25 protein-coding genes and 1 tRNA gene are annotated in these 19,801 nt (G+C 29.4%); 24 read left to right on the forward strand and 2 right to left on the reverse strand.

Annotation, left to right across the window (positions count from 1 at the left end):
• Positions 1–15: 15 nt before the first annotated feature.
• The 13 genes from OTK55_RS05555 to OTK55_RS05615 all read left to right on the forward strand — a co-directional run bounded on the left by OTK55_RS05555 (position 16) and on the right by OTK55_RS05615 (position 7,559).
• The gene (locus OTK55_RS05555) at positions 16–345 is read left to right on the forward strand and encodes a 50S ribosomal protein L32e (RefSeq protein ID WP_274871113.1); all 330 of its coding nucleotides are present in this window, start codon (positions 16–18) and stop codon (positions 343–345) included.
• Between the two features lie 76 nt (positions 346–421).
• Positions 422–880, forward strand: a complete 459-nt coding sequence (locus tag OTK55_RS05560) for a 50S ribosomal protein L19e (RefSeq protein WP_274871115.1) — start codon at positions 422–424, stop codon at positions 878–880.
• A 3-nt stretch (positions 881–883) separates the two neighbouring features.
• On the forward strand, positions 884–1,465 hold the full coding sequence (locus OTK55_RS05565; RefSeq protein WP_274871116.1) for a 50S ribosomal protein L18: 582 nt from the start codon (positions 884–886) through the stop codon (positions 1,463–1,465).
• On the forward strand, positions 1,462–2,145 hold the full coding sequence (locus OTK55_RS05570) for a 30S ribosomal protein S5 (protein WP_274871117.1): 684 nt from the start codon (positions 1,462–1,464) through the stop codon (positions 2,143–2,145). Before OTK55_RS05565 ends, OTK55_RS05570 begins: the two co-directional genes overlap by 4 nt.
• A 16-nt stretch (positions 2,146–2,161) precedes the next feature.
• Positions 2,162–2,620, forward strand: coding sequence for a 50S ribosomal protein L30 (gene rpmD / locus OTK55_RS05575; protein WP_274871118.1), 459 nt, complete (start codon positions 2,162–2,164; stop codon positions 2,618–2,620).
• Positions 2,621–2,634: 14 nt separating this feature from the next.
• Positions 2,635–3,072, forward strand: a complete 438-nt coding sequence (locus tag OTK55_RS05580) for an uL15m family ribosomal protein (protein WP_274871119.1) — start codon at positions 2,635–2,637, stop codon at positions 3,070–3,072.
• Positions 3,073–3,127: 55 nt separating this feature from the next.
• The gene (gene secY, locus OTK55_RS05585) at positions 3,128–4,477 is read left to right on the forward strand and encodes a preprotein translocase subunit SecY (RefSeq protein WP_274871120.1); all 1,350 of its coding nucleotides are present in this window, start codon (positions 3,128–3,130) and stop codon (positions 4,475–4,477) included.
• Between the two features lie 89 nt (positions 4,478–4,566).
• Positions 4,567–5,124, forward strand: a complete 558-nt coding sequence (locus OTK55_RS05590) for an adenylate kinase (protein ID WP_274871122.1) — start codon at positions 4,567–4,569, stop codon at positions 5,122–5,124.
• Between the two features lie 14 nt (positions 5,125–5,138).
• Entirely contained in the window at positions 5,139–5,675 is a 537-nt protein-coding gene (locus tag OTK55_RS05595) for an EMC3/TMCO1 family protein (RefSeq protein WP_274871123.1), read from the forward strand.
• A gap of 127 nt (positions 5,676–5,802) precedes the next feature.
• Positions 5,803–6,072, forward strand: a complete 270-nt coding sequence (locus OTK55_RS05600) for a 50S ribosomal protein L34e (protein ID WP_274871124.1) — start codon at positions 5,803–5,805, stop codon at positions 6,070–6,072.
• Positions 6,069–6,593 (forward strand): (d)CMP kinase, encoded by a 525-nt coding sequence (gene cmk, locus OTK55_RS05605; protein WP_274871125.1) that lies wholly within the window; start codon positions 6,069–6,071, stop codon positions 6,591–6,593. The genes OTK55_RS05600 and cmk overlap by 4 nt, the downstream gene beginning before the upstream one ends.
• Before the next feature lie 9 nt (positions 6,594–6,602).
• Positions 6,603–6,824 carry a 50S ribosomal protein L14e gene (locus tag OTK55_RS05610; protein WP_069593195.1) on the forward strand — a complete coding sequence of 74 codons (222 nt, stop codon included), beginning with the start codon at positions 6,603–6,605 and terminating at the stop codon, positions 6,822–6,824.
• 180 nt (positions 6,825–7,004) lie between these two features.
• Positions 7,005–7,559: a flavodoxin family protein gene (locus tag OTK55_RS05615; RefSeq protein WP_274871127.1), complete on the forward strand. Its 555-nt coding sequence runs from the start codon at positions 7,005–7,007 to the stop codon at positions 7,557–7,559.
• Positions 7,560–7,597: 38 nt separating this feature from the next.
• Here OTK55_RS05615 and OTK55_RS05620 read toward each other — a convergent pair whose 3' ends face one another.
• The gene (locus OTK55_RS05620; protein ID WP_274871128.1) at positions 7,598–8,482 is read right to left on the reverse strand and encodes a DUF4013 domain-containing protein; all 885 of its coding nucleotides are present in this window, start codon (positions 8,480–8,482) and stop codon (positions 7,598–7,600) included.
• A gap of 222 nt (positions 8,483–8,704) precedes the next feature.
• On the opposite strand from OTK55_RS05620, the gene nudC (OTK55_RS05625) reads away from it, so the two are divergent.
• The 3 genes from nudC (OTK55_RS05625) (at position 8,705) to OTK55_RS05635 (ending at position 12,533) form a co-directional block, all read left to right on the forward strand.
• Positions 8,705–9,511: an NAD(+) diphosphatase gene (gene nudC / locus OTK55_RS05625; protein ID WP_274871130.1), complete on the forward strand. Its 807-nt coding sequence runs from the start codon at positions 8,705–8,707 to the stop codon at positions 9,509–9,511.
• 180 nt (positions 9,512–9,691) lie between these two features.
• Positions 9,692–10,204: a GNAT family N-acetyltransferase gene (locus tag OTK55_RS05630; RefSeq protein ID WP_274871131.1), complete on the forward strand. Its 513-nt coding sequence runs from the start codon at positions 9,692–9,694 to the stop codon at positions 10,202–10,204.
• A gap of 454 nt (positions 10,205–10,658) precedes the next feature.
• Positions 10,659–12,533 carry a heavy metal translocating P-type ATPase gene (locus OTK55_RS05635; RefSeq protein WP_274871132.1) on the forward strand — a complete coding sequence of 625 codons (1,875 nt, stop codon included), beginning with the start codon at positions 10,659–10,661 and terminating at the stop codon, positions 12,531–12,533.
• A 138-nt stretch (positions 12,534–12,671) separates the two neighbouring features.
• Here the strand turns inward: OTK55_RS05635 and OTK55_RS05640 are convergent, their stop codons facing one another.
• Entirely contained in the window at positions 12,672–13,862 is a 1,191-nt protein-coding gene (locus OTK55_RS05640; RefSeq protein ID WP_274871134.1) for a geranylgeranyl reductase family protein, read from the reverse strand.
• Positions 13,863–14,225: 363 nt separating this feature from the next.
• Between OTK55_RS05640 and OTK55_RS05645 the strand changes: the two genes are divergently transcribed.
• From OTK55_RS05645 to OTK55_RS05680, 8 genes are all read left to right on the forward strand, one after another.
• Positions 14,226–14,426, forward strand: a complete 201-nt coding sequence (locus OTK55_RS05645) for a histone family protein (RefSeq protein ID WP_274871135.1) — start codon at positions 14,226–14,228, stop codon at positions 14,424–14,426.
• Positions 14,427–14,585: 159 nt separating this feature from the next.
• Entirely contained in the window at positions 14,586–15,653 is a 1,068-nt protein-coding gene (locus tag OTK55_RS05650) for a LicD family protein (RefSeq protein WP_274871136.1), read from the forward strand.
• 50 nt (positions 15,654–15,703) lie between these two features.
• On the forward strand, positions 15,704–16,507 hold the full coding sequence (gene nudC / locus OTK55_RS05655; RefSeq protein ID WP_274871137.1) for an NAD(+) diphosphatase: 804 nt from the start codon (positions 15,704–15,706) through the stop codon (positions 16,505–16,507).
• 93 nt (positions 16,508–16,600) lie between these two features.
• Complete coding sequence (locus OTK55_RS05660; protein WP_274871138.1) at positions 16,601–17,566, forward strand: RNA-guided pseudouridylation complex pseudouridine synthase subunit Cbf5; 966 nt, start codon at positions 16,601–16,603, stop codon at positions 17,564–17,566.
• A 352-nt stretch (positions 17,567–17,918) separates the two neighbouring features.
• Positions 17,919–18,002, forward strand: a tRNA-Ser gene (locus tag OTK55_RS05665).
• A gap of 278 nt (positions 18,003–18,280) precedes the next feature.
• Positions 18,281–18,745, forward strand: a complete 465-nt coding sequence (locus OTK55_RS05670) for a 30S ribosomal protein S13 (protein ID WP_274871139.1) — start codon at positions 18,281–18,283, stop codon at positions 18,743–18,745.
• Between the two features lie 51 nt (positions 18,746–18,796).
• Positions 18,797–19,345 carry a 30S ribosomal protein S4 gene (locus OTK55_RS05675; protein ID WP_274871140.1) on the forward strand — a complete coding sequence of 183 codons (549 nt, stop codon included), beginning with the start codon at positions 18,797–18,799 and terminating at the stop codon, positions 19,343–19,345.
• 44 nt (positions 19,346–19,389) lie between these two features.
• Entirely contained in the window at positions 19,390–19,782 is a 393-nt protein-coding gene (locus OTK55_RS05680; RefSeq protein ID WP_011406457.1) for a 30S ribosomal protein S11, read from the forward strand.
• The last annotated feature ends 19 nt before the right edge of the window (positions 19,783–19,801 follow it).

Genomic DNA, 19,801 nt, shown 5'->3' on the forward strand with positions numbered 1-19,801 from the left:
TAAGAGGAAGTTATCATGACAAAAAAACCATCCTTCAAAAGACAAGAACATTGGAGATACAAAAAACTTGGTGATAGTTACCGTAGACCTAGAGGTAAACTAAGTAAAAGACGACGATACCAAGCAAGAAAACCTGCAATGGCAAGAGTTGGATTCCGTAGTCCTAAAGCAACCAGAGGATTACATCCATCAGGTTTCAAAGACATATTAGTAGAAAATGTCGAACAAATCAAAGCTTTAAATCCAGAAACTGATGCAGCAAGAATTAGTGCAACAGTTGGAAAAAGAAAAAGACAGTTAATTGAAGCAGAAGCTAAAGAAATAGGGGTAAAACTATTAAATTAAGATTGCCTGATGTAATGATTCGTTTTTGAATACATTATACAATAATCTTAATAATGATATAACTAGGAGGATTTTTATGAATCTTACCACACAGAAAAAATTAGCTGCAAAAATCCTAAAAGTAGGAGTAAACAGGGTATGGATTGATCCAGAACACATGGAAGAAGTATCCAGAGCAATAACAAGAAATAGTGTAAAAGCTTTGATTAATGATGGCGTTATCAAAGCAAAACCTGTTAAAGGAATAAGCAGTTACAGAAGCAAAAAGAACGCTCAACAAAAAGGTAAAGGAAAAAGAAAAGGTCAAGGTAGTAGAAAAGGGGCAAAAAGAGCAAGAACTCCTAAAAAACAAGCATGGATGAGTACAATCCGTTCTTTAAGAGTTGTTCTTAAAGATATGCGTGCTAACGATGAAATTGATAGAACTACCTACCGTAAATTATATAACATGGCAAAAGGTGGATCATTCAGAAGTAAATCATACATGAAAACTTATGCTAAAGACCACGGAATGCTTAAAGAAACGGGGGAATAGAAAGTGGCACGAGGAGCAACATATAAAGTACAATTCAAAAGAAGACGTGAAGGAAAAACTAATTACAACAAAAGATATAAATTAGTTGATCTAGACAAAACAAGAATGGTTGTTAGAATTACTTCAAATCATACCATAACTCAATTAGTTAAAATTGGAGAAAACGGTGATGAAACATTAGTTTCAGCTACTTCCAAACAATTAAAAGATTATGGATGGTTAGGAAACGGTAAAAACACATCTGCTGCTTACCTTACTGGTTATTTATTCGGTAAAAAAGCATTAAATGAAGATTACACCGAAACAATCTTAGACATAGGACTTCAACATTCCATCGCAGGTACAAAAATCTACGCTGTATTAAAAGGAGCATTAGATGCAGGTTTAGAAATACCTCATAACGATTCTGTATTACCTGATGAATCAAGAATCAGAGGAGAACACATAGCACAATATGCTGAAAGTATGGATGAAGATGAGAAAAACACTAAATTCTCAAACTATATAAGATGTGGATTATCTCCTGAAGAATTACCAGATCATTTCGAAAGCGTTAAAAATAAAATAGATGAGGCAACACAATGAGCAAAAGATCAAATAGATCAAACAACAAGAACAATTCTAACAAGTTCAACATAGAAAACTGGGAACCTAAAACTGAACTTGGAAGAAAAGTTAAAGAAGGCGAAATAACTGATATTGACCAAATATTAGATAAAGGTCTTCCAATTATGGAATTAGAAATTGTTGACGCACTATTACCAGATCTTGAAGAAGAAGTTATGGATGTTAACCTTGTTCAAAGAATGCATAAATCTGGTAGAAAAGTTAACTTTAGAGTAATTGTAGCAGTAGGAAATAGAAACGGATATGTAGGACTAGGACAAGGTAAATCCCAAGAAGTAGGACCTGCAATCAGAAAAGCTGTAGACCAAGCAAAATACAATCTCATAAAAGTTCGAAGAGGCTGTGGAGATTGGGGTTGTGGTTGTGGAAGACAACACACAGTACCTTACAAAGTAGAAGGTAAAATGAGCAGTGTAAAAGTAACACTCATCCCGGCACCAGCTGGAGTAAACCTTGCTATTGGTAACGTAGGCAAAACCATTCTCTCATTAGCAGGTATTGATGATGTATGGTCAATGACTAGTGGACAAACACAAACTACATTAAATTTTGCAGGTGCAGTATTTGATGCACTTAAAGCATTATCTAGTGTAAAATCAAGTGAAAAAGACCTTAAAGCTCTTGGAGTTATAGATTAAACATAGAGGTGTAATTATGTATGCAGTTATAAGAATTCGAGGAAGAACTGGAATTAAAAGAAACCTTGCAGATACACTTGACATGCTTAATCTCACAAGAATTAGTCATGCTGTAGTAATTCCAGAAACACCAAGTTACAAAGGAATGTTACAAAAAGCTAAAGATTACATAACCTGGGGAGAAATCTCAGAAGATACCTTCAAAGAATTAGTATCTGAAAGAGGAAGATTACCAGGAAATAAAAGAGTAACTGATGAATACGTTAAAGAAAACACAGACTATGATTCAGTTGACGCATTAGCAGTAGCAATATACAACCAAGAAACAACTCTAAAAGAAGTTGGATTAAAACCAATATTCCGTTTAAACCCACCTAGAAAAGGATATGAAAGCACTAAAAAACCATATCATGAAGGAGGATCTCTTGGTTACAGATCTGAAAAAATTAATGAATTACTTGAAAAAATGATTTAAATAAGGTGTCATGAATGATTAGAAAAACTAAAAAAATCAGAAAACAAAGAGGTTCAAGATCTGTTGGTGGAGGTTGTACTAAAAAACGAAGAGGTGCAGGACACCGCGGAGGACGTGGACAAGCTGGAGGAAATAAACACCACTGGACTTGGATGGTAATCAACGATCCAAAACACTTTGGTAAATATGGATTCAAACGTCCACAAAAAACCATACAACAGTTTAAGCCAATCAATCTCTCTGTTATCGATGATAAAATTGATAAATTTTTAGATGAAGAAATAGCTGTTAAAGAAGATGGACAAATTGTATTAGATGTAACTGACTTAGGTTACAACAAAGTATTAGGAAAAGGAAAATTATCCACTGCAATGACTATCAAAGCACCTAAATTCTCACAAAGTGCCATTGCTAAAATCGAAGATGCTGGCGGTATTGCTGAAATTATATAAATTTAATTTCAGAGGGCGTAATTTTATAAATAGAATTATGTCAGGAGAATAAAATATGTCATCACTAGATAGTATTAAACCATTTTATTCTCTTTTACCACAAGTTGTTAACCCTGATAAACAACTAGGATTTAGAGAGAAAATTAAATGGACAGGAATAATCTTAATATTATACTTCATATTAACAGAAGTATCTTTATATGGTCTTAGTCCAACAGCTATAGACCAATTTGCTCAGTTAAGATCAGTAATGGCAGGAAGTTTTGGTTCAATATTAACCTTAGGTATTGGTCCAATCGTAACTGCTTCAATCGTAATGCAATTATTAGTCGGTGGTAAGCTGATTGATCTAGACTTGTCAAAGCCAGAAGATAAGTCTGCATTCCAAGGAACACAGAAACTATTAGCTATAATATTTACACTATTTGAAGGAGCGGTACTTGTAATAACAGGTTCATTACCTCCAATTAGTGGTGATTACACATTAGTACTTATATTACAAATGGTTCTTGGTGGTATATTAATAATCTATATGGATGAAGTTGTAAGTAAATGGGGATTCGGTAGTGGTATTGGTTTATTCATTGCTGCAGGTGTAGCTCAGCAGATACTTGTAGGAGCATTTAACTTTTTACCATCAGCAGGATCATCAGAACCTGCAGGTAAAATACCAGCATTCATATATTCATTAACAAGTGGACAACCAAACTTTGGTTTACTACTTCCAGTAATAGCAACTATAATTGTATTCTTAGTTGTTGTATATGCTGAATGTATGAGAGTTGAAATACCATTATCATATGGTGGAGTAAAAGGAGCTCGTTCCAAATACCCATTAAAATTTGTATATGCTAGTAACATGCCTGTTATATTAGTAAGTGCATTATTCTTAAATGTACAATTATTTGCAGGTATCTTCCAAAGTGCTGGATTCCCAATACTTGGTGAAGTATCACAGGGTCAAGCAATAAGTGGTATAGCTTATTACTTAACAACACCTACTAGTATATCAGTATTATTTACAGATCCATTAAAAGTAATAATTTATGCAATAGTATTCATAGGACTTGCAGTTGTATTTGCATTACTATGGGTTGAAATCAGTGGTATAGGCTCAAAACAAGTTTCAAAACAACTCTCAAATATGGGAGTTCAAGTACCTGGTTTCAGAAGTAGTAAAGTACAATTCAAAAGAATCATGGATAAATACATTCCAACAATCACAGTATTAGGTGGTGCATTTGTAGGATTACTTGCATTTGCAGCTGATTTAACCGGTGCACTCGGTGGAGGTACTGGTGTACTATTGACTGTTGGTGTTGTATACAGATTATATGAAGAAATGGCTAAAGAACAATTAATGGATATGCATCCAATGATGAGAAGATTCTTAGGTGAAGAATAATAAAATATTAAATTGATAATATCTATCTATTCAATTTATTATTTTTTAAAATAAAGTAGAAAATAAAGTAAATAAATAAAGTGATTATTATGAATATAGTAGTACTTGCAGGAATCCCTGGTACTGGTAGTACAACAGTATTAAACAAAGTATTAGAAGAAGTTGATTATGTAAATATTAACTATGGAAATGTAATGTTTGATATTGCCCATGAAAGAGGATTAGTAGATTCACGTGATGAAATGCGTAAATTAAATCCTGAAATACAAAAAGATGTACAAAAAAAAGCAGCTGAAAGAATTCATGAAATGGCACAAGATGACGATGTAATCATTGATACTCACTGTACTATTAAAACTCCTAAAGGATTTTTACCAGGATTACCAAAATGGGTTTTAGAAGAGTTACAACCAACTCAATTTATATTAATTGAAGCTAAACCTAGTGAAATTATATACAGAAGAATGAATGATGATACTCGTGAACGTGATGCAGAACATGCTGATGCAATAGACTTACATCAAAGAATGTCAAGAGCAACAGCAATGAGTTATGCAGTATTAACTGGTTGTACCGTAGCAACAGTACAAAATAATGATGATGGTTTAGATAAAGCAGTATCTGAAATAGTTGATATCTTATCCTAGAATGAGGATTAGTTATGAGTTATTTAGATTTTCTATTAGATCCATTGATAAGCATGGATCCAACACCATCTAATCCAGTATTCACAATATTTTTTATAGCTGCACTAATAGCATTATTTATTGTGGTTTTACAAAAATGGTTGATTGATTACGATAAGATGCATGAGCTTCAAGCTGAAATGAAGGAATTACAAAACGATATGAGAGCAGCTCAACAATCAGGTGATCCAAAAGCTTTAGCAAAAGTTCAGAAAAGACAAAAAGAACTTTTACCTAAAAACAATGAACTAATGAAAATGCAAATGAAACCAACAATCATTACCATGATACCTATTATGATTATTTATTATGGTATGATTGGAAACCATGCGATTAGTCATGTAATAATCAATATTACATCATCACAATATTTCCTATTATTAATACCAATATGGAATATATTTTGGACTCAATCAAATCCATTGACAATAAACTTCTTTGGATGGTATATTTTATGTTCATTTGCAATGAGCTTTTTATTCCGTAGAATATTCGGATTAAATTCAATGTAATTTCAATCGATAATAATTTAAATTATCATATATAAAGTAAATATATAACTTAAATATTTTATTAAGTTCAAAGGGAAATTTAATATAAACTTAATAAAAACCAATAAAATGAAAAGGAGGATACACAATGTCTGCACCTAGATTTAGAACAAAAACATTCAAAAGATCTTTGAAAACAGTTCCAGGTGGAAGAAAAGTAGAACACTATAAGAAGAAAAAACCTTCTAAACATGTATGTGCAAAATGTGGAAAAGTATTAGATGCTGTACCACGAGGAAGACCATACGAAATTAGAAAACTATCTAAAAACCAGAGAAGGCCAAACAGACCTTATGGTGGAAAATATTGTACAAACTGTACTAAAAAATTAATCAAAGAAGAGGCAAGATCATTATGATTATTACTATTGGTGGGCTCGCAGGTACTGGTACAACAACCGCTACCAAAAAGCTATCACAATATTTAGATATCCCCTATATATCAGCGGGTGATGTATTTAGACAGATGGCTATAGAAAACAATATGGATTTATTGGAATTCAGTGAGCTTGCTGAGGGTAATGATGATATTGATAAAGCATTAGATAAACGACAAGCTGAAATAGCTAATGAAGCTGAAAATTTAATTGTTGAAGGTAGAATTTCCGCATTCTTTGTTAATGCTGATTACAGAATCTGGCTTATGGCTCCAGATAACATAAGAGCAGAACGCATCAGTTACAGAGAAGGCAAAAGTTTAGATACTGTAAACTATGAAATCAAGGAAAGAACAGCAAGTGAAAGAAAAAGATATCAGGAAATTCATGATATAGATATTGATGATTTAAGTATCTATGACTTAGTTATCAATACTGGTACCTTCGATACTGAAACTACAGTTAACATTATATTAAATTGTATAGAAGAAAAAAATAAATAGGTGAAAAATATGCCAGCAATAGAAAAAGGAAGAGTATGTGTTAAAATCGCAGGAAGAGAAACTGGGAAAAAATGTGTAATAGTTGATGTTATTGATGAAAACTTTGTTGAAATCGTAGGAAACGAAGTTAAAAACAAAAGATGTAATATTAAACACTTAGAACCAGTGGATGAAACTGTTGAAGTATCTGATGATATAGAAGCAGTTAAAGAAGCTTTAGCAAATTTATAAGTTAAAGTTTTTTTTTATCACTTACTTATTTTTTAACCTCCCAAATTAACTTTTTTTTTATTTTTCTTAACTTTGAATTTTTATCTTATTTTATCTAGAATTATTATTTATTTTAATTATACTTATTATCTAAATAAAAAAAGAATTATATTATATAATAAATTAATATAGGTGATTATTATGAAGATAGTAGGTATAAATACAAGTCCTAGAAAGGGAAGTAATTCTAGAATAGCACTTGTTAAAGCATTAGAAACAGCAAAGTCTAAGGGTGCTGATACTGTTATTTATGATTTGAATGATATGAATATTAGAACTTGTCAAGCTGATAATTATTGTGTTGATAATAATGGTAAATGTATTCTTGATGATGATTTACAGGATGTATATAAGAGTATTGATGAAGCATATGGTGTTATATTAGCTACTCCTATTTATATGGGTAATATATCTTCTCTTGCTAAGATATTTATTGATAGATTACATTGTTTACTTAGAGTTGATAATCTTCGTGATAAAAAATTTTCCATAATAGCAAGTCAAGCTGCTATTGAGCCACCACTGTATGAATATATAAAAAATAATCTGGATATAACATCTGATATATTTCAGGGTATAGGCTTTGAGTTAGAAGATGTTGTATTACTTATTGGTAATGAGAATGAGGAAGCTATTCTTAATAAAAAAGATCAATTAGATAAAGCTGTTATGGTTGGTAATAAAATAACTCGATAGAATAAATTTTATACTAAAAAAAGAGAAGGAATTGGAGATTAGAAATCAATTTGATTTAATTGTTCTATTTGATTAAATTGATTATTTTGGTCTTCATCATTTCTATATATTAATCCTATACTCCTAGCAAAGAATATTAATAATAATGATTGTATTACTAGTGCTTCTATTAAAGAACCAACTACCGGGATCATTAGAATTATTCCTCCAATTATACCGATTCCAATACTTGTTAATATTAGAAGTATAATAAATGAGAGATATCTTCCCCATCCAATGCTATTAATTTTTTCTATTACAGCTTTCAGATTTAATGCTGCTGATATACTGTCTGTTTCTGCTAGACGAGCATTACCAATTACTTCGAATATACTAAATATTATAAGTAATATTATTCCTATGAGTATAGTTATCATTAAACTTGACATGAATGATGATACTATATTAGATGGAATTACTGTTGAATTTCCAGATATTACACTTATAAATGCATCAACGTTACTAGTTCCATTAGCTACTAATGTTGAATAATTTGCATCATATGCGTTGATTAAATTATATGTATTACTGTATAATCCTAATGGATATGCTATTATTAGTGTTATAATCAGTGGTATGATAGTATATACTATTGTTACAAAAATAGTTTTTACTCCATCCACCAGATTTTTTGTAAAGTTCAGTTTTGGTAATTCATTTATTCCATGAATAGTATTTCTTTTAATGTCTAATGAGTATCCATATATCATTATGAATATTATCATGGATATTATTCCGAATATAAAACCTATTCCACCATTAATATAATCTAGAGACATTGATAATAATGTTGCAATTAAGTATAGAGCTCCTAAGATTAGCCACGATTTATAGTCATCTATTGGAAAATGAATAGCATCACTTATTATTTCTCTTACTTTCATTTCATTTCACCTCTTCAAAAATACATTTTTAAATATTTAGTTATATATTGGTATTAGATTTAATGGGATATATAGTTTTCTAGAATCTCCTTCATTTTTTCAGTTATTTTATCCATTAATTTAGTAATGAGTGTCATAGTTTGTATACCTGCATTTTTTCATTATATTATCGGGATTATTTTATAGAATATTTTAAGAATGATTATTAATAGAAGTATAGTTATGATAGAGAAATCACTTTATAATAATTATACTATTGATTTTAGTTTAGAATATAGGACCGTGGAAGAAGCATACTATTTTATCTTTAATTCAAAACGACATGTTTATTTAACAGAAGATAAAAGTATTCCATTAGTTACTCTGGATACTTTAGAAAATTTTGATAAGAATTTTATTTTATACATAGGCACCTTCAAAAATAAGGCATGTTTTGTAGTTAATATAGATACCGACGATGAATTAACACCATTACCACAATTATATGATATTGATCAAGAAGCATATCAGATGGCAACAAGAGCAATATTAGTAAATGACTGGTATAAAATGCATCAATACTGTGGAAATTGTGGTACAAAAACAGTACTAGATAAGAAAGACATGATGATGTTATGTCCTAAATGTGGACAAATGCATTATTCAAGAATAGCACCAGCAATCATAGTAGCTATAAACAATAATGGAAAACTATTAATGGCAAAACATAGTTATCATAAATTTCATAATTATTCCTTAATTGCTGGATTTGTAGAAGCTGGAGAAACTATTGAAGAAGCTGTTCATAGAGAAGTATCCGAGGAAATAGGTATCAAAATAAAAAATCTGAAATATATGAGAAGTCAATCATGGCCATTTCCAAACTCATTAATGTTAGGATTCACTGCTGATTATGATTCAGGTGAAATAAATGTTGATGGAAATGAGATACTAAAGGCTAAATGGTTTGATAAAGATGAAATTGACAAGCCAACATCTGATATAAGTATTTCTTCATGGTTAATTAATAACTTCATTGAAACACATTAATCTATTTTTTTCTACTTTTTTTATTAGTAAACTAAGATTTCTTTTTTTTAATTAATTATTACAAAATAGCTATTTTTTATCCAAAATGTAATACAAAATAAACTATTTATATTACTTGTTACATAATAACTTGTAATAACAAAATATAACTTAGTATTATACTTGGGAGTTCAAATAAAAATGAAAACAGACATCATAGAATTAAATGAAGATTTAATGAAAGAATTTGATGTAGAAGAATTTATTTTTGATATGATAAAAAAATGTTATCATATGGAGTATGTACCACAATACCACTATGATATAATAAATCTGGAAGACTACTACGTAACTCCAGAAAAAAACACATTATTTGTAGCAATAGATACAGATAAACGAAAAATAATAGCAACCGCGGCAGTAAGAGAATATGATAAAGACTATCATATTAAAGGTAAACATTATACACCTCAAACGACAGCAAGTATATACAGAGTATTTGTACATCCAGATTACAGAAGATCTAAACTAGCAACAAAAATGGTTAAGAAAATTGAAGAATTCTGTATACGTGAAGGATATCATGAAATATATTTACACACCCAGAAAGATAGTATAGGAGCTTTACCATTTTGGCTAAATAATAATTATGAAATAACAGAAGTAACAAATGATTCCTTTGGAACAATACACATGGAAAAATGTTTAATTTAATCTTCTTCCAATCCTTTTTTTAGATTTTTCACTTCTTGTATAAATTTGTATTATTCGTAGACTTTTTTTTATAAGTTAGTTTTCTTTTATGAGATTTTGAATTTATTTTTTATACTTTTTTTATTAGATGTATTTTTCTTTTTTCTGTAAGTACTTTTATATTATTATGATTTTTCTATTAATTTTTATTAATTTTTATTTTTTTTAAATTATACTTATTATGTATTCAGTATTTTTGTTATTTTTTATTTTTTTTAAGGTTTGTTTAATTTTTAGTTAAGTTACTTAGATTTTATTATATAGTTGTTTTTTCATATTATTAAATACCTATAGGGGTATAGGTATATTTCTCATATCAACCAACAATCAAAAAATCATTAAAATAAATTAAAAAGATCTTGAGAAATTATGCTTACTACAACATTACAATAATTAAACTTTATAGGTGAAAAAAATGAATGAAAAAATAAAAGAATATAAATATGATATAACAAGAATAACAATCTCAGCAATAGCATTGATACTCAGCTTCATAAATATAAAAATATACAGCATTGATCTATCTTGGATAGCCATATTACTATGTGCAATACCAATAATATACAATTCAATATTAGCTCTAATATATGAACATGACATCAAAGCAGACATATTAATATCAATTGCAATAATAGCATCAATCTTCACAGGTGAAATATTTGCAGCTGGGGAAATAGCAGTGATAATGGAAATAGGTGGATTACTAGAAGAAATAACAGTATCCACAACACAATTACGAATAGAAAAACTAATAGAATTACAGCCAACTACCGCAACAATAATTAATAAAAATAATGAAGAAAAAATAAACGCATTAAATTTAAAAGAAAACAACATAATAAAAATACGTCCAGGAGAAATAGTACCAGCAGATGGTATAATAATAAAAGGTATAAGTACAATAGACCAATCAATAATTACAGGAGAATCAATACCAGTTGACAAAACAATCAATGATGAAGTATACGCAGGAATAATCAACAACCAGGGAACACTAATTGTAAAAGTAACCAAAGATGGAAAAGAAAACTCACTTCAAAAATTAATTAAAATGATTGAAGACATAAACACAGACGACAGTAAAATAGTAAGACAAGCAGATAAATGGGCAAATTATATAGTAGTAATGTCATTAACCATAGCAATATTAACATACATATTCACAGGAAGAATAACAAACGCTGTAACAGTACTTGTAGTATTCTGTCCATGTGCATTAATACTTGCAACACCAACAGCAATAGTAGCAGCAATAGGTAATCTTTCAAAATATGGAATATTACTGAAAAATGCTGAAAAACTAGAATCAATTCATACAATAGAACATATAATATTCGATAAAACAGGAACCATAACAACAGGAATACCTAAAGTAACAGAAGAAGTAACATTATTAAATGATACAGAAGAATTTTTAAAAATTACAGCATCACTAGAATCATACTCAGAGCATCCTTTAGCAAAAACAATAGTAAATCATTATCATGAAAAATATCCAGACAAAGAATTATATGAAGTAGATGATTTCAACATGGAAATATCTATGGGAATTAGTGGAAATATTAACAATAAGCCTTGCATAGTAGGAAATGAAAAATTATTCAAAAAACATAATATTAAAATTCCAATCATAAAAGATATTGATAAAAATCAGATATTAAGTTCAACCATTACATATACATACTATGATAATCAATTCTTAGGAATACTATTAATTCAAGACACACCACGTGAAAATGTAAAATATACAATGAATAACTTAAAATCTAATGGATATGATCCAATTTTATTAACTGGAGATAATGAAAATGTTGCTAAATATATTGCTAGTCCAGTTGGTATTAATACAGTAGAATCCAATTGTATTCCTGAAACAAAACTAAATTATGTAGAAAAAATACAGGACAATGGTGAACAAGTTTTAATGGTGGGTGATGGTGTAAATGATGTACTTGCAATGAGTAAATCAGACGTTGGAATTGCAATGGGTGATGTTGGCAGTGATATAACCATTAGTTCTGCGGGTGCTGTATTCATTAATGATGAAATAAAATTTTTACCCTACTTATTACACATTTCTAAGAAAACATTAAAAACAATAAACAGAGGAATATCATTTGCAATGACATTAAATATTATTGCTGTAATATTTGGAATTATAGGAATATTAACTCCAATTACAGGAGCATTAGTACATAATGTTGGTTCTGTGATTGTAATTATATTTGCTGCTTTAATATTTAAAGAAAAACCTGATAAATTTTTATCAAATAATTTAGAAAGAATATAGGAAGTTATGTTAATAGGAGTGGTTTAACCTTTCCTTTTTTTTAGATTAATCATCATTCTAAAACTTTAATAAATAAAATAAGTTAGGTGAGGAGTTATACTTTTTTTTAATTATTAGTGATATCTAATTTTTAGTTAATTACAAGAACATTTTAAATAATTTTGTAAATTTAAGTGAAAGTCTTGGTGGTAGTTTAAGAAATACTTTTATAACATCTTTAGTGCCAACATTAGTTAAATCAAGTTTATTAGCTGCTTCTACTAATTTATTAAAATCTTTATCTTTTAGTTCAAGTACTAAATCTCTAGCTACAGGTAGTTTAGGTACTACATTAAATGTTGACTCATTAAATTTATCAGGATATTCTTTTAGTTTATTTGCAGAGTAATCTCCTTCCTTTATTGCACTTGCTGCTACTTGACCGGCAGCCATACCACCCATCATACCAAGTATAATACCTCCACCTTCTATAGGGTCAACTTGGCCAGCTGCATCTCCACATAACATTATATTATCATCATATATTTTATCTAAGAGACCAGATATAGGGTCACCACCTACATTGAATTCTACAGGCTGTGCGTTCTGGGTATGTGGACATGTTTTTACAAATTTATCAAGGCATTCTTTTGCTGTTTTTTCTGAAAGATCACCAGCAATACCTAATCCTACATTTGCTACACCATTACCTTTAGGGAATATCCATGCATATCCTCCACTTGCATATTCTTCACCTAGATAGAATTCTATTAATTCATCACGTACACAATCAACATTACACATCTCATACGGTACACAGGACATCATATATTTTGGTGGTGTAGTTGTGTCAAGTCCGGCCATTTTACCAATAATAGATTCTGGACCATCAGCTGCAATTAATATTTTAGTACTAATTTCATATGTTTCATCCATAGACTCACATGTTGCTATAAATCCATTATCTGAACGTCTTATATTAGAAATTAATGTTTTTATTTTTATCTCTGCTCCTGCACGTGCTGCGTCCATTGCCATGTGTTTATCAAATACTTTTCTTTCAAGAACATATCCATGTTCAGGTAGAGCCGTTTCATCTACAGTGAGACTATCACCGTTAGGGGCATATATAACGCCACCATAGATAGTTTGTGCAATCCATCGTTCATCTGGTTCTATACCTAACCATTGAAGTCCTCTGTCATATATTCCCTCTGCACAACGTTTAGGACTACCAATTTCAGATTTTCTATCAACTACTATAACTTTTGCTCCTCCTTTAGCAGCATGTTTTGCTGCTGTAGATCCTACAGGTCCTGCACCTACAACTAATACGTCTGTCTCTATCATGTTAATCACTCAATAATATAATATAATTTAAATTCATATTTTAAATTTTAGTATAAAAGATTTAGTAAATTAATATTGAATATTTTATAATTCATAGATTATATAGACAATTAGATAAAATACAATTATATTAAATAGAAAATTAGTATAAAAATTTAATTATATTCCCTAGTATCATGTTTTATTATTATTCTATATGATGTTTTTAATTTTCATTAGTTTGATTTAATTCTATCCTTTTTTTATCTAAGAATATCAATCAATATTAAAATATTTGGGAAAATAATAGCTTATTAGACTAAATATTTATATATATTAAAGATAATATAAAAAAATAATAAACTTAAAGGAGAATGATAAAAAATGACAGAATTACCAATAGCACCAGTAGGAAGACTATTAAAAAATGCAGGAGCAGCAAGAATTAGTGATGATGCTAAAGTTGAATTAGCAGAAGTATTAGAAAATATCGGTACAGAAATCGCTGAAGATGCTGTAAAACTTGCACAACACGCAGGAAGAAAAACAGTAAAAGCTGAAGATATTAAATTAGCAATGCGTTAAATAAACTATCTCTTTTTTTCTTTTTTTTATAACATCAACACTTTCAATTCATAATTAATAGACTACTTTTATAAATTCCGCAATAAACATGAATTGAATACTTTATTAAGTTATTTTTAACATAAAGTAATATAACAGTTAAATTTAGGGGTCTTATCATTGTTTAACAAAATTAAACAACTAATTCTACAGAAAAGTGATTCATATAATTTTTACAAGAATCAATACACAATTCTAAATAATGAATTAGAAAATAAAATAGACGAACTTGAAACTAGTAATAAAAAGTTACAGGAAGATGTAAAAAAATTAACAAATAAAAATATTGAACTATCAGATCAATTAAAAGAAAATACAAAAAAGAATTCACAGATACTAGATTCATATAATAATAGTTTTAATACAATATTTTTAGATTATAATCTAGAACCAAAGGGAGCATTGAAAAATACACATCTATTATGTATTGAACTATTAAATTTAATTGTAAACATATGCGAGAAATATAATCTATCATACTGGTTGGATTATGGTAATTTATTAGGAGCAGTTCGTCATGATGGCTTTATTCCATGGGATGATGATATGGATGTTGGTATGATGAGAAAAGATTTTAATAAACTGCTAGAAGTATTACCCAATGAAATAAAGATAAATAATCTAGAGAATTATCTTGATATACAAATAGATGAAAAATTATCAGAGAATAGTATTTTTACTTTTCTTCAGATTCGTTGTTTGAAAGGAAAGAAATTTTATGGTGGAATAGATATTTTTGCATATGATTTTTTAGTATCACCATTTGATGGTATTGATGAGAAATTTAACAGTGAAAGAAAAAGTTTTTTATTAAAACTGTTAAAAGGAACACCACGTAGTATTGCAATAGATGAATACTATGATTCATTCAACCTTAGTTATGATAAACAGGATTATATGATACCCGGTATTGATGGAGTACGAAGTAAGTGGAACACATATGATTTTGTTGTAATGGATACTAATATGATTTTTCCACTGAAAACAATAACATTTTGTGGAGTTGAGTATAATTGTCCACGTAATCCTGATTATTATCTAAAATGTATATATGGTGAATATTATGATATACCTAAGATTATTGACAGACATAAAAGAATTAGAGGTATACGTAGAATAAGTGATGTTGACGGAGCATATAAACCATATTTTGACAAGTTAAGAGAAGTGAATAATAATAATTATTAATTTTACTTTTTTTTTAAATTATAAATTTTTTATCTTACATAATATAGTATATGTATAATAAATCGATTTATGAAAATTATACTCTTGACTTTAAAGAGAATTATGATACTGATGATGAAGCATACTACTTAATTGTTAATAAAGAACGTCAAGTATTCTTAACAGAAGATAAGGAAATACCACTAGTTACTAAATCATATCTGAATAAATTCAAAGTAAATTTCAAATTCTATATAGGCATCTATAAAAATAGACCATGTCACGTGGTTAATGTAGATAGTCATGGTAATTTTTATCAATTACATGAGATATACTGTATTAATCCGGAAACATATCAGATAGCTGGAAGAGCAGTACTAGTAAATGACTGGTATATAAATCATCAATACTGCGGAAGATGTGGGACAAAAACACAACTTCAACAAAAACATATGAATCTCAAATGTCCAAACTGTGGAAAATCACATCATGCAACAATAGAACCAGCAGTAATAATAGGAATACATAAAGATGATAAATTACTAATGGCAAGACATAGCTATGATACCAAGGTAGAATATGCACTGATAGCAGGATTTGTAGAACCTGGAGAATCAATAGAGGATGCGGTACATAGAGAAATAAAAGAAGAAGTAGGAATAAAAGTTAAAAATCTAGAATATCTGGGTAGTCAATCATGGCCATTTCCAAATTCATTAATGTGTGCATATAAGGCAGAATATGATTCTGGAAAAATTAAAGTAGACCATGATGAAATACTAAAAGCAAGATGGTTTACAAAAGATGAAATAGAATATCCAGAATCAGATATCAGCATATATACATTAATAATAGATGATTTTCTATCCCAATAAAAAAAGGGTGGGATAGACTTTACCTAAAATAGTACATTAACTAGAAAAATAAAATATAACATAATAAGAGTAAAATTAAGAGTTTGATATGCCATGACAGAATATGAATATAAATGTGACGCAGAAACTGATTATGATTATGGATGTTCACCAGATCAGAGAAGTATAGAAGAACACATTAACAAAGGTATAATAAATATAGATAAACCCTCAGGTCCAACTTCACATGAAATAGATATATGGGTCAAAGATATAATGCATGTAACAAAAACAGGTCATGGAGGAACATTAGACCCTAAGGTAACAGGAGTACTACCAGTAGCATTGAATACTGCAACAAAAGCATTACAATTACTACTACTATCACCAAAAGAATATGTATGTTTAATGAGATTACATAAACCAGTAGATGAAGACAGAATAATAGAAATACTTGATGAATTCACAGGAAAAATATACCAAATACCACCAATAAAATCAGCAGTAAAACGTGAACTAAGAGTACGGAAAATATATGAAATTAAACTACTAGAAATACGAGACAACCAAGATGTACTATTTAGAATAAAATGTGAAGCAGGAACATACATACGTAAGTACTGTCATGATATAGGTGAAGCATTAGGATGTGGAGCACATATGGCAGAACTACGAAGAACCATGGCAGGATCATTCAAGGAAGATGAAACATTAACAACATTACAGGATGTAACAGATGCATACATATTCTACAAAGAAGATTCAAATGAAGATATATTGAGACAATTAATACAGCCAATGGAATATACCACAAAATATGTTAAAAAAATATATGTTAAAGATTCAGCAGTAGATGCAATATGTCATGGGGCAAACCTTGCAAGTAGTGGTATTGTAAAAATAGATAAACAAATACATAAAAATAACATAATAGCAGTAATGACTCTAAAAGATGAATTACTAGCAATAGGAAAATGTCTATATTCTATTGATGACATAATCAATAGTGATACAAAAATAGTAGTAGATATTCAAAAAGTATTTATACTACCAAATACATATCCTATGATGTGGAAGTAATAACGTAGGAAAAAAATAATAAAAAATATTATTTTTAATATGATTATTCTTCAATTAACAAATTAACAATTTTTTTATTAACTGTAGAACCTTTAATATGCGTATTAGGGGCGAGGTCAATATTATAAAATATTATCATCAAAAATGGTGTAATATTAACAATTTACATAGATTAACTTTGGCTATGTAAAAATGTGCAAAAATATAAGAGAATGTACTCTCTAAAATTTGAAATATTAATCTTTATCTATAGTTATGAAAAAATAGCTATTGAAGAAGATTTATATTAAGAATGAAGATATTATTATTGTAAGACATAATGTCTTATTCTGATTAATTATAAGGTAGAGATGCCGAGATAGTCTAGCTTGGTAAGGCGCAAGACTGGAAATCTTGTGGAGTGATCTCCTCCTGGGTTCAAATCCCAGTCTCGGCGCTTATAATTATTTAGAACAAAAAATGATATCATGAATTTCATTAAAAAAAATGACTTTTTTTAACATTATTTATTATTTTTTAATCAATTAACATAAACAGGGTATTCCCGTTTTGACTAGATTATTTCTGAAAAAGATTACAAAAATAAATAAATATCCATGATATTCCATCTAATATAATTATAACATAAACAAAGCTTATTTTTTCTTATAAAGAAATTACTTCTAACACATTAGAGTAATCTAGTCTTTTTTATTAAAACAAAGGAGAATTAACATGGCTGAAGAAGAATTTAGACATATGGTTCGTGTAACTCGTAAAGACGTTGACGGAAATAAACCAACAGTTTCAGCTTTAACCGAAATTAAAGGTATTGGAAAAGCATTTGCTGTTGCTATATGTAAAGTTGCAGATTTAGACCAAGAAAAACAAATAGGTTATCTTGATGAAGCATCTGTAAAAAAAATCGAAGACGTTCTTGAGAATCCTCAAGAATTCGGAATTCCTGAATGGTTCTTAAACAGAAGAAACGATTATGAAACTGGTGAAACAAAACACTTAATCGAATCTGACTTAAAAATGACCCAACGTGACGATCTTAACAGAATGAAAATGATTAGAAGTTACAAAGGTAAAAGACATGAAGTTGGTCTTCCAGTACGTGGTCAAAGAACAAAATCAACATTCAGACACGGATCTTCTGTTGGTGTAAGCAGAACAAGACCAGGTTCAGTGGAATAAGTAGGATAAAAAATTTTTTTGAAATAAATACAATTTGAAGGAGATTTGATTATGGGACATCCAAAAAAACCACGAAAACAGTACGACACTCCATCACATCCATGGAATGCAGAACGTATTAAAGAAGAAAACAGATTAGCTAATAAATACGGATTAAAAAATAAAAAAGAAATCTGGAAAGCTGAATCTAGAGTAAAAAGATACCGAAGAGATGCTCGTATTATCTTAGGTATGGATATTGACGAGAGACAAGAAAAAGAAAAAGAATTATTAGATCATCTAGTAAGAGCAGGTTTCATATCACCTAATGCTAAACTTGAAGAAGTATTAGATCTTAACATTGAAGATGTATTAAGAAGAAGATTACAAAGTTTAGTATACAAAAAAGGTTTAAGTCACACTGCTAAAGAAGCAAGACTCTTTGTTGTACATGGTCATATTACACTTAATGGTAAAAAAATCAATGCACCAGGACACTTAGTAGAAAAAGCTGACGAAGATAATATAGATTTCTATCCAGGTTCATCAGTTGCAAAACAGTTTGAAAGTGAAAATAACACTGAAGAAGTAGCAGCAGAAGAAGAACCAAGTGATGACTAATAAAATTGAATATTTAATAATAAATTTGAATTATAGGTGATAAAATGGCAGAAAAAGATAAATGGGGTGTAGCTCACGTTTACTCATCATTTAATAATACTATCATAACTGTTACTGATATAACTGGTGCTGAAACCATAACTCAATGGTCTGGTGGAAAAGTAGTAAGATCAGACAGACAGGAATCATCACCATTTGCAGCTATGGAAGCAGCTAACAGAGTTGCTGATGATATTAAAGAGAAAGGTATTGCTGGACTTCATATTAAAGTACGAGCTTCTGGAGGTAACGGTCCTAGAACACCTGGACCTGGTGCTCAAGCTACTATTAGGGCTTTAGCAAGAGCTGGTATTAAAATTGGTAAGATAGAAGATGTAACTCCTATACCTCACGATGGTACTGGTAGACCTGGTGGTAAAAGAGGTAGAAGAGTATAATCATGTTTGAAAGGGTCAT

This window comes from Candidatus Methanosphaera massiliense (assembly GCF_028890305.1).
In the GTDB taxonomy this organism is placed as follows: Archaea; Methanobacteriota; Methanobacteria; order Methanobacteriales; family Methanobacteriaceae; genus Methanosphaera; species Methanosphaera massiliense.

Coding starts and splice junctions, on each gene's coding strand:
- OTK55_RS05680 (WP_011406457.1), top strand. CDS start 19,390: ATGGCAGAAAAAGATAAATGGGGTGTAGCTCACGTTTACTCATCATTT.
- secY (WP_274871120.1), top strand. CDS start 3,128: ATGTCATCACTAGATAGTATTAAACCATTTTATTCTCTTTTACCACAA.
- nudC (WP_274871130.1), top strand. CDS start 8,705: ATGATAGAGAAATCACTTTATAATAATTATACTATTGATTTTAGTTTA.
- OTK55_RS05635 (WP_274871132.1), top strand. CDS start 10,659: ATGAATGAAAAAATAAAAGAATATAAATATGATATAACAAGAATAACA.
- OTK55_RS05645 (WP_274871135.1), top strand. CDS start 14,226: ATGACAGAATTACCAATAGCACCAGTAGGAAGACTATTAAAAAATGCA.
- OTK55_RS05675 (WP_274871140.1), top strand. CDS start 18,797: ATGGGACATCCAAAAAAACCACGAAAACAGTACGACACTCCATCACAT.
- cmk (WP_274871125.1), top strand. CDS start 6,069: ATGATTATTACTATTGGTGGGCTCGCAGGTACTGGTACAACAACCGCT.
- OTK55_RS05610 (WP_069593195.1), top strand. CDS start 6,603: ATGCCAGCAATAGAAAAAGGAAGAGTATGTGTTAAAATCGCAGGAAGA.
- OTK55_RS05560 (WP_274871115.1), top strand. CDS start 422: ATGAATCTTACCACACAGAAAAAATTAGCTGCAAAAATCCTAAAAGTA.
- rpmD (WP_274871118.1), top strand. CDS start 2,162: ATGTATGCAGTTATAAGAATTCGAGGAAGAACTGGAATTAAAAGAAAC.
- OTK55_RS05640 (WP_274871134.1), bottom strand. CDS start 13,862: ATGATAGAGACAGACGTATTAGTTGTAGGTGCAGGACCTGTAGGATCT.
- OTK55_RS05595 (WP_274871123.1), top strand. CDS start 5,139: ATGAGTTATTTAGATTTTCTATTAGATCCATTGATAAGCATGGATCCA.
- OTK55_RS05620 (WP_274871128.1), bottom strand. CDS start 8,482: ATGAAAGTAAGAGAAATAATAAGTGATGCTATTCATTTTCCAATAGAT.
- nudC (WP_274871137.1), top strand. CDS start 15,704: ATGTATAATAAATCGATTTATGAAAATTATACTCTTGACTTTAAAGAG.
- OTK55_RS05580 (WP_274871119.1), top strand. CDS start 2,635: ATGATTAGAAAAACTAAAAAAATCAGAAAACAAAGAGGTTCAAGATCT.
- OTK55_RS05670 (WP_274871139.1), top strand. CDS start 18,281: ATGGCTGAAGAAGAATTTAGACATATGGTTCGTGTAACTCGTAAAGAC.
- OTK55_RS05590 (WP_274871122.1), top strand. CDS start 4,567: ATGAATATAGTAGTACTTGCAGGAATCCCTGGTACTGGTAGTACAACA.
- OTK55_RS05555 (WP_274871113.1), top strand. CDS start 16: ATGACAAAAAAACCATCCTTCAAAAGACAAGAACATTGGAGATACAAA.
- OTK55_RS05615 (WP_274871127.1), top strand. CDS start 7,005: ATGAAGATAGTAGGTATAAATACAAGTCCTAGAAAGGGAAGTAATTCT.
- OTK55_RS05630 (WP_274871131.1), top strand. CDS start 9,692: ATGAAAACAGACATCATAGAATTAAATGAAGATTTAATGAAAGAATTT.
- OTK55_RS05600 (WP_274871124.1), top strand. CDS start 5,803: ATGTCTGCACCTAGATTTAGAACAAAAACATTCAAAAGATCTTTGAAA.
- OTK55_RS05570 (WP_274871117.1), top strand. CDS start 1,462: ATGAGCAAAAGATCAAATAGATCAAACAACAAGAACAATTCTAACAAG.
- OTK55_RS05660 (WP_274871138.1), top strand. CDS start 16,601: ATGACAGAATATGAATATAAATGTGACGCAGAAACTGATTATGATTAT.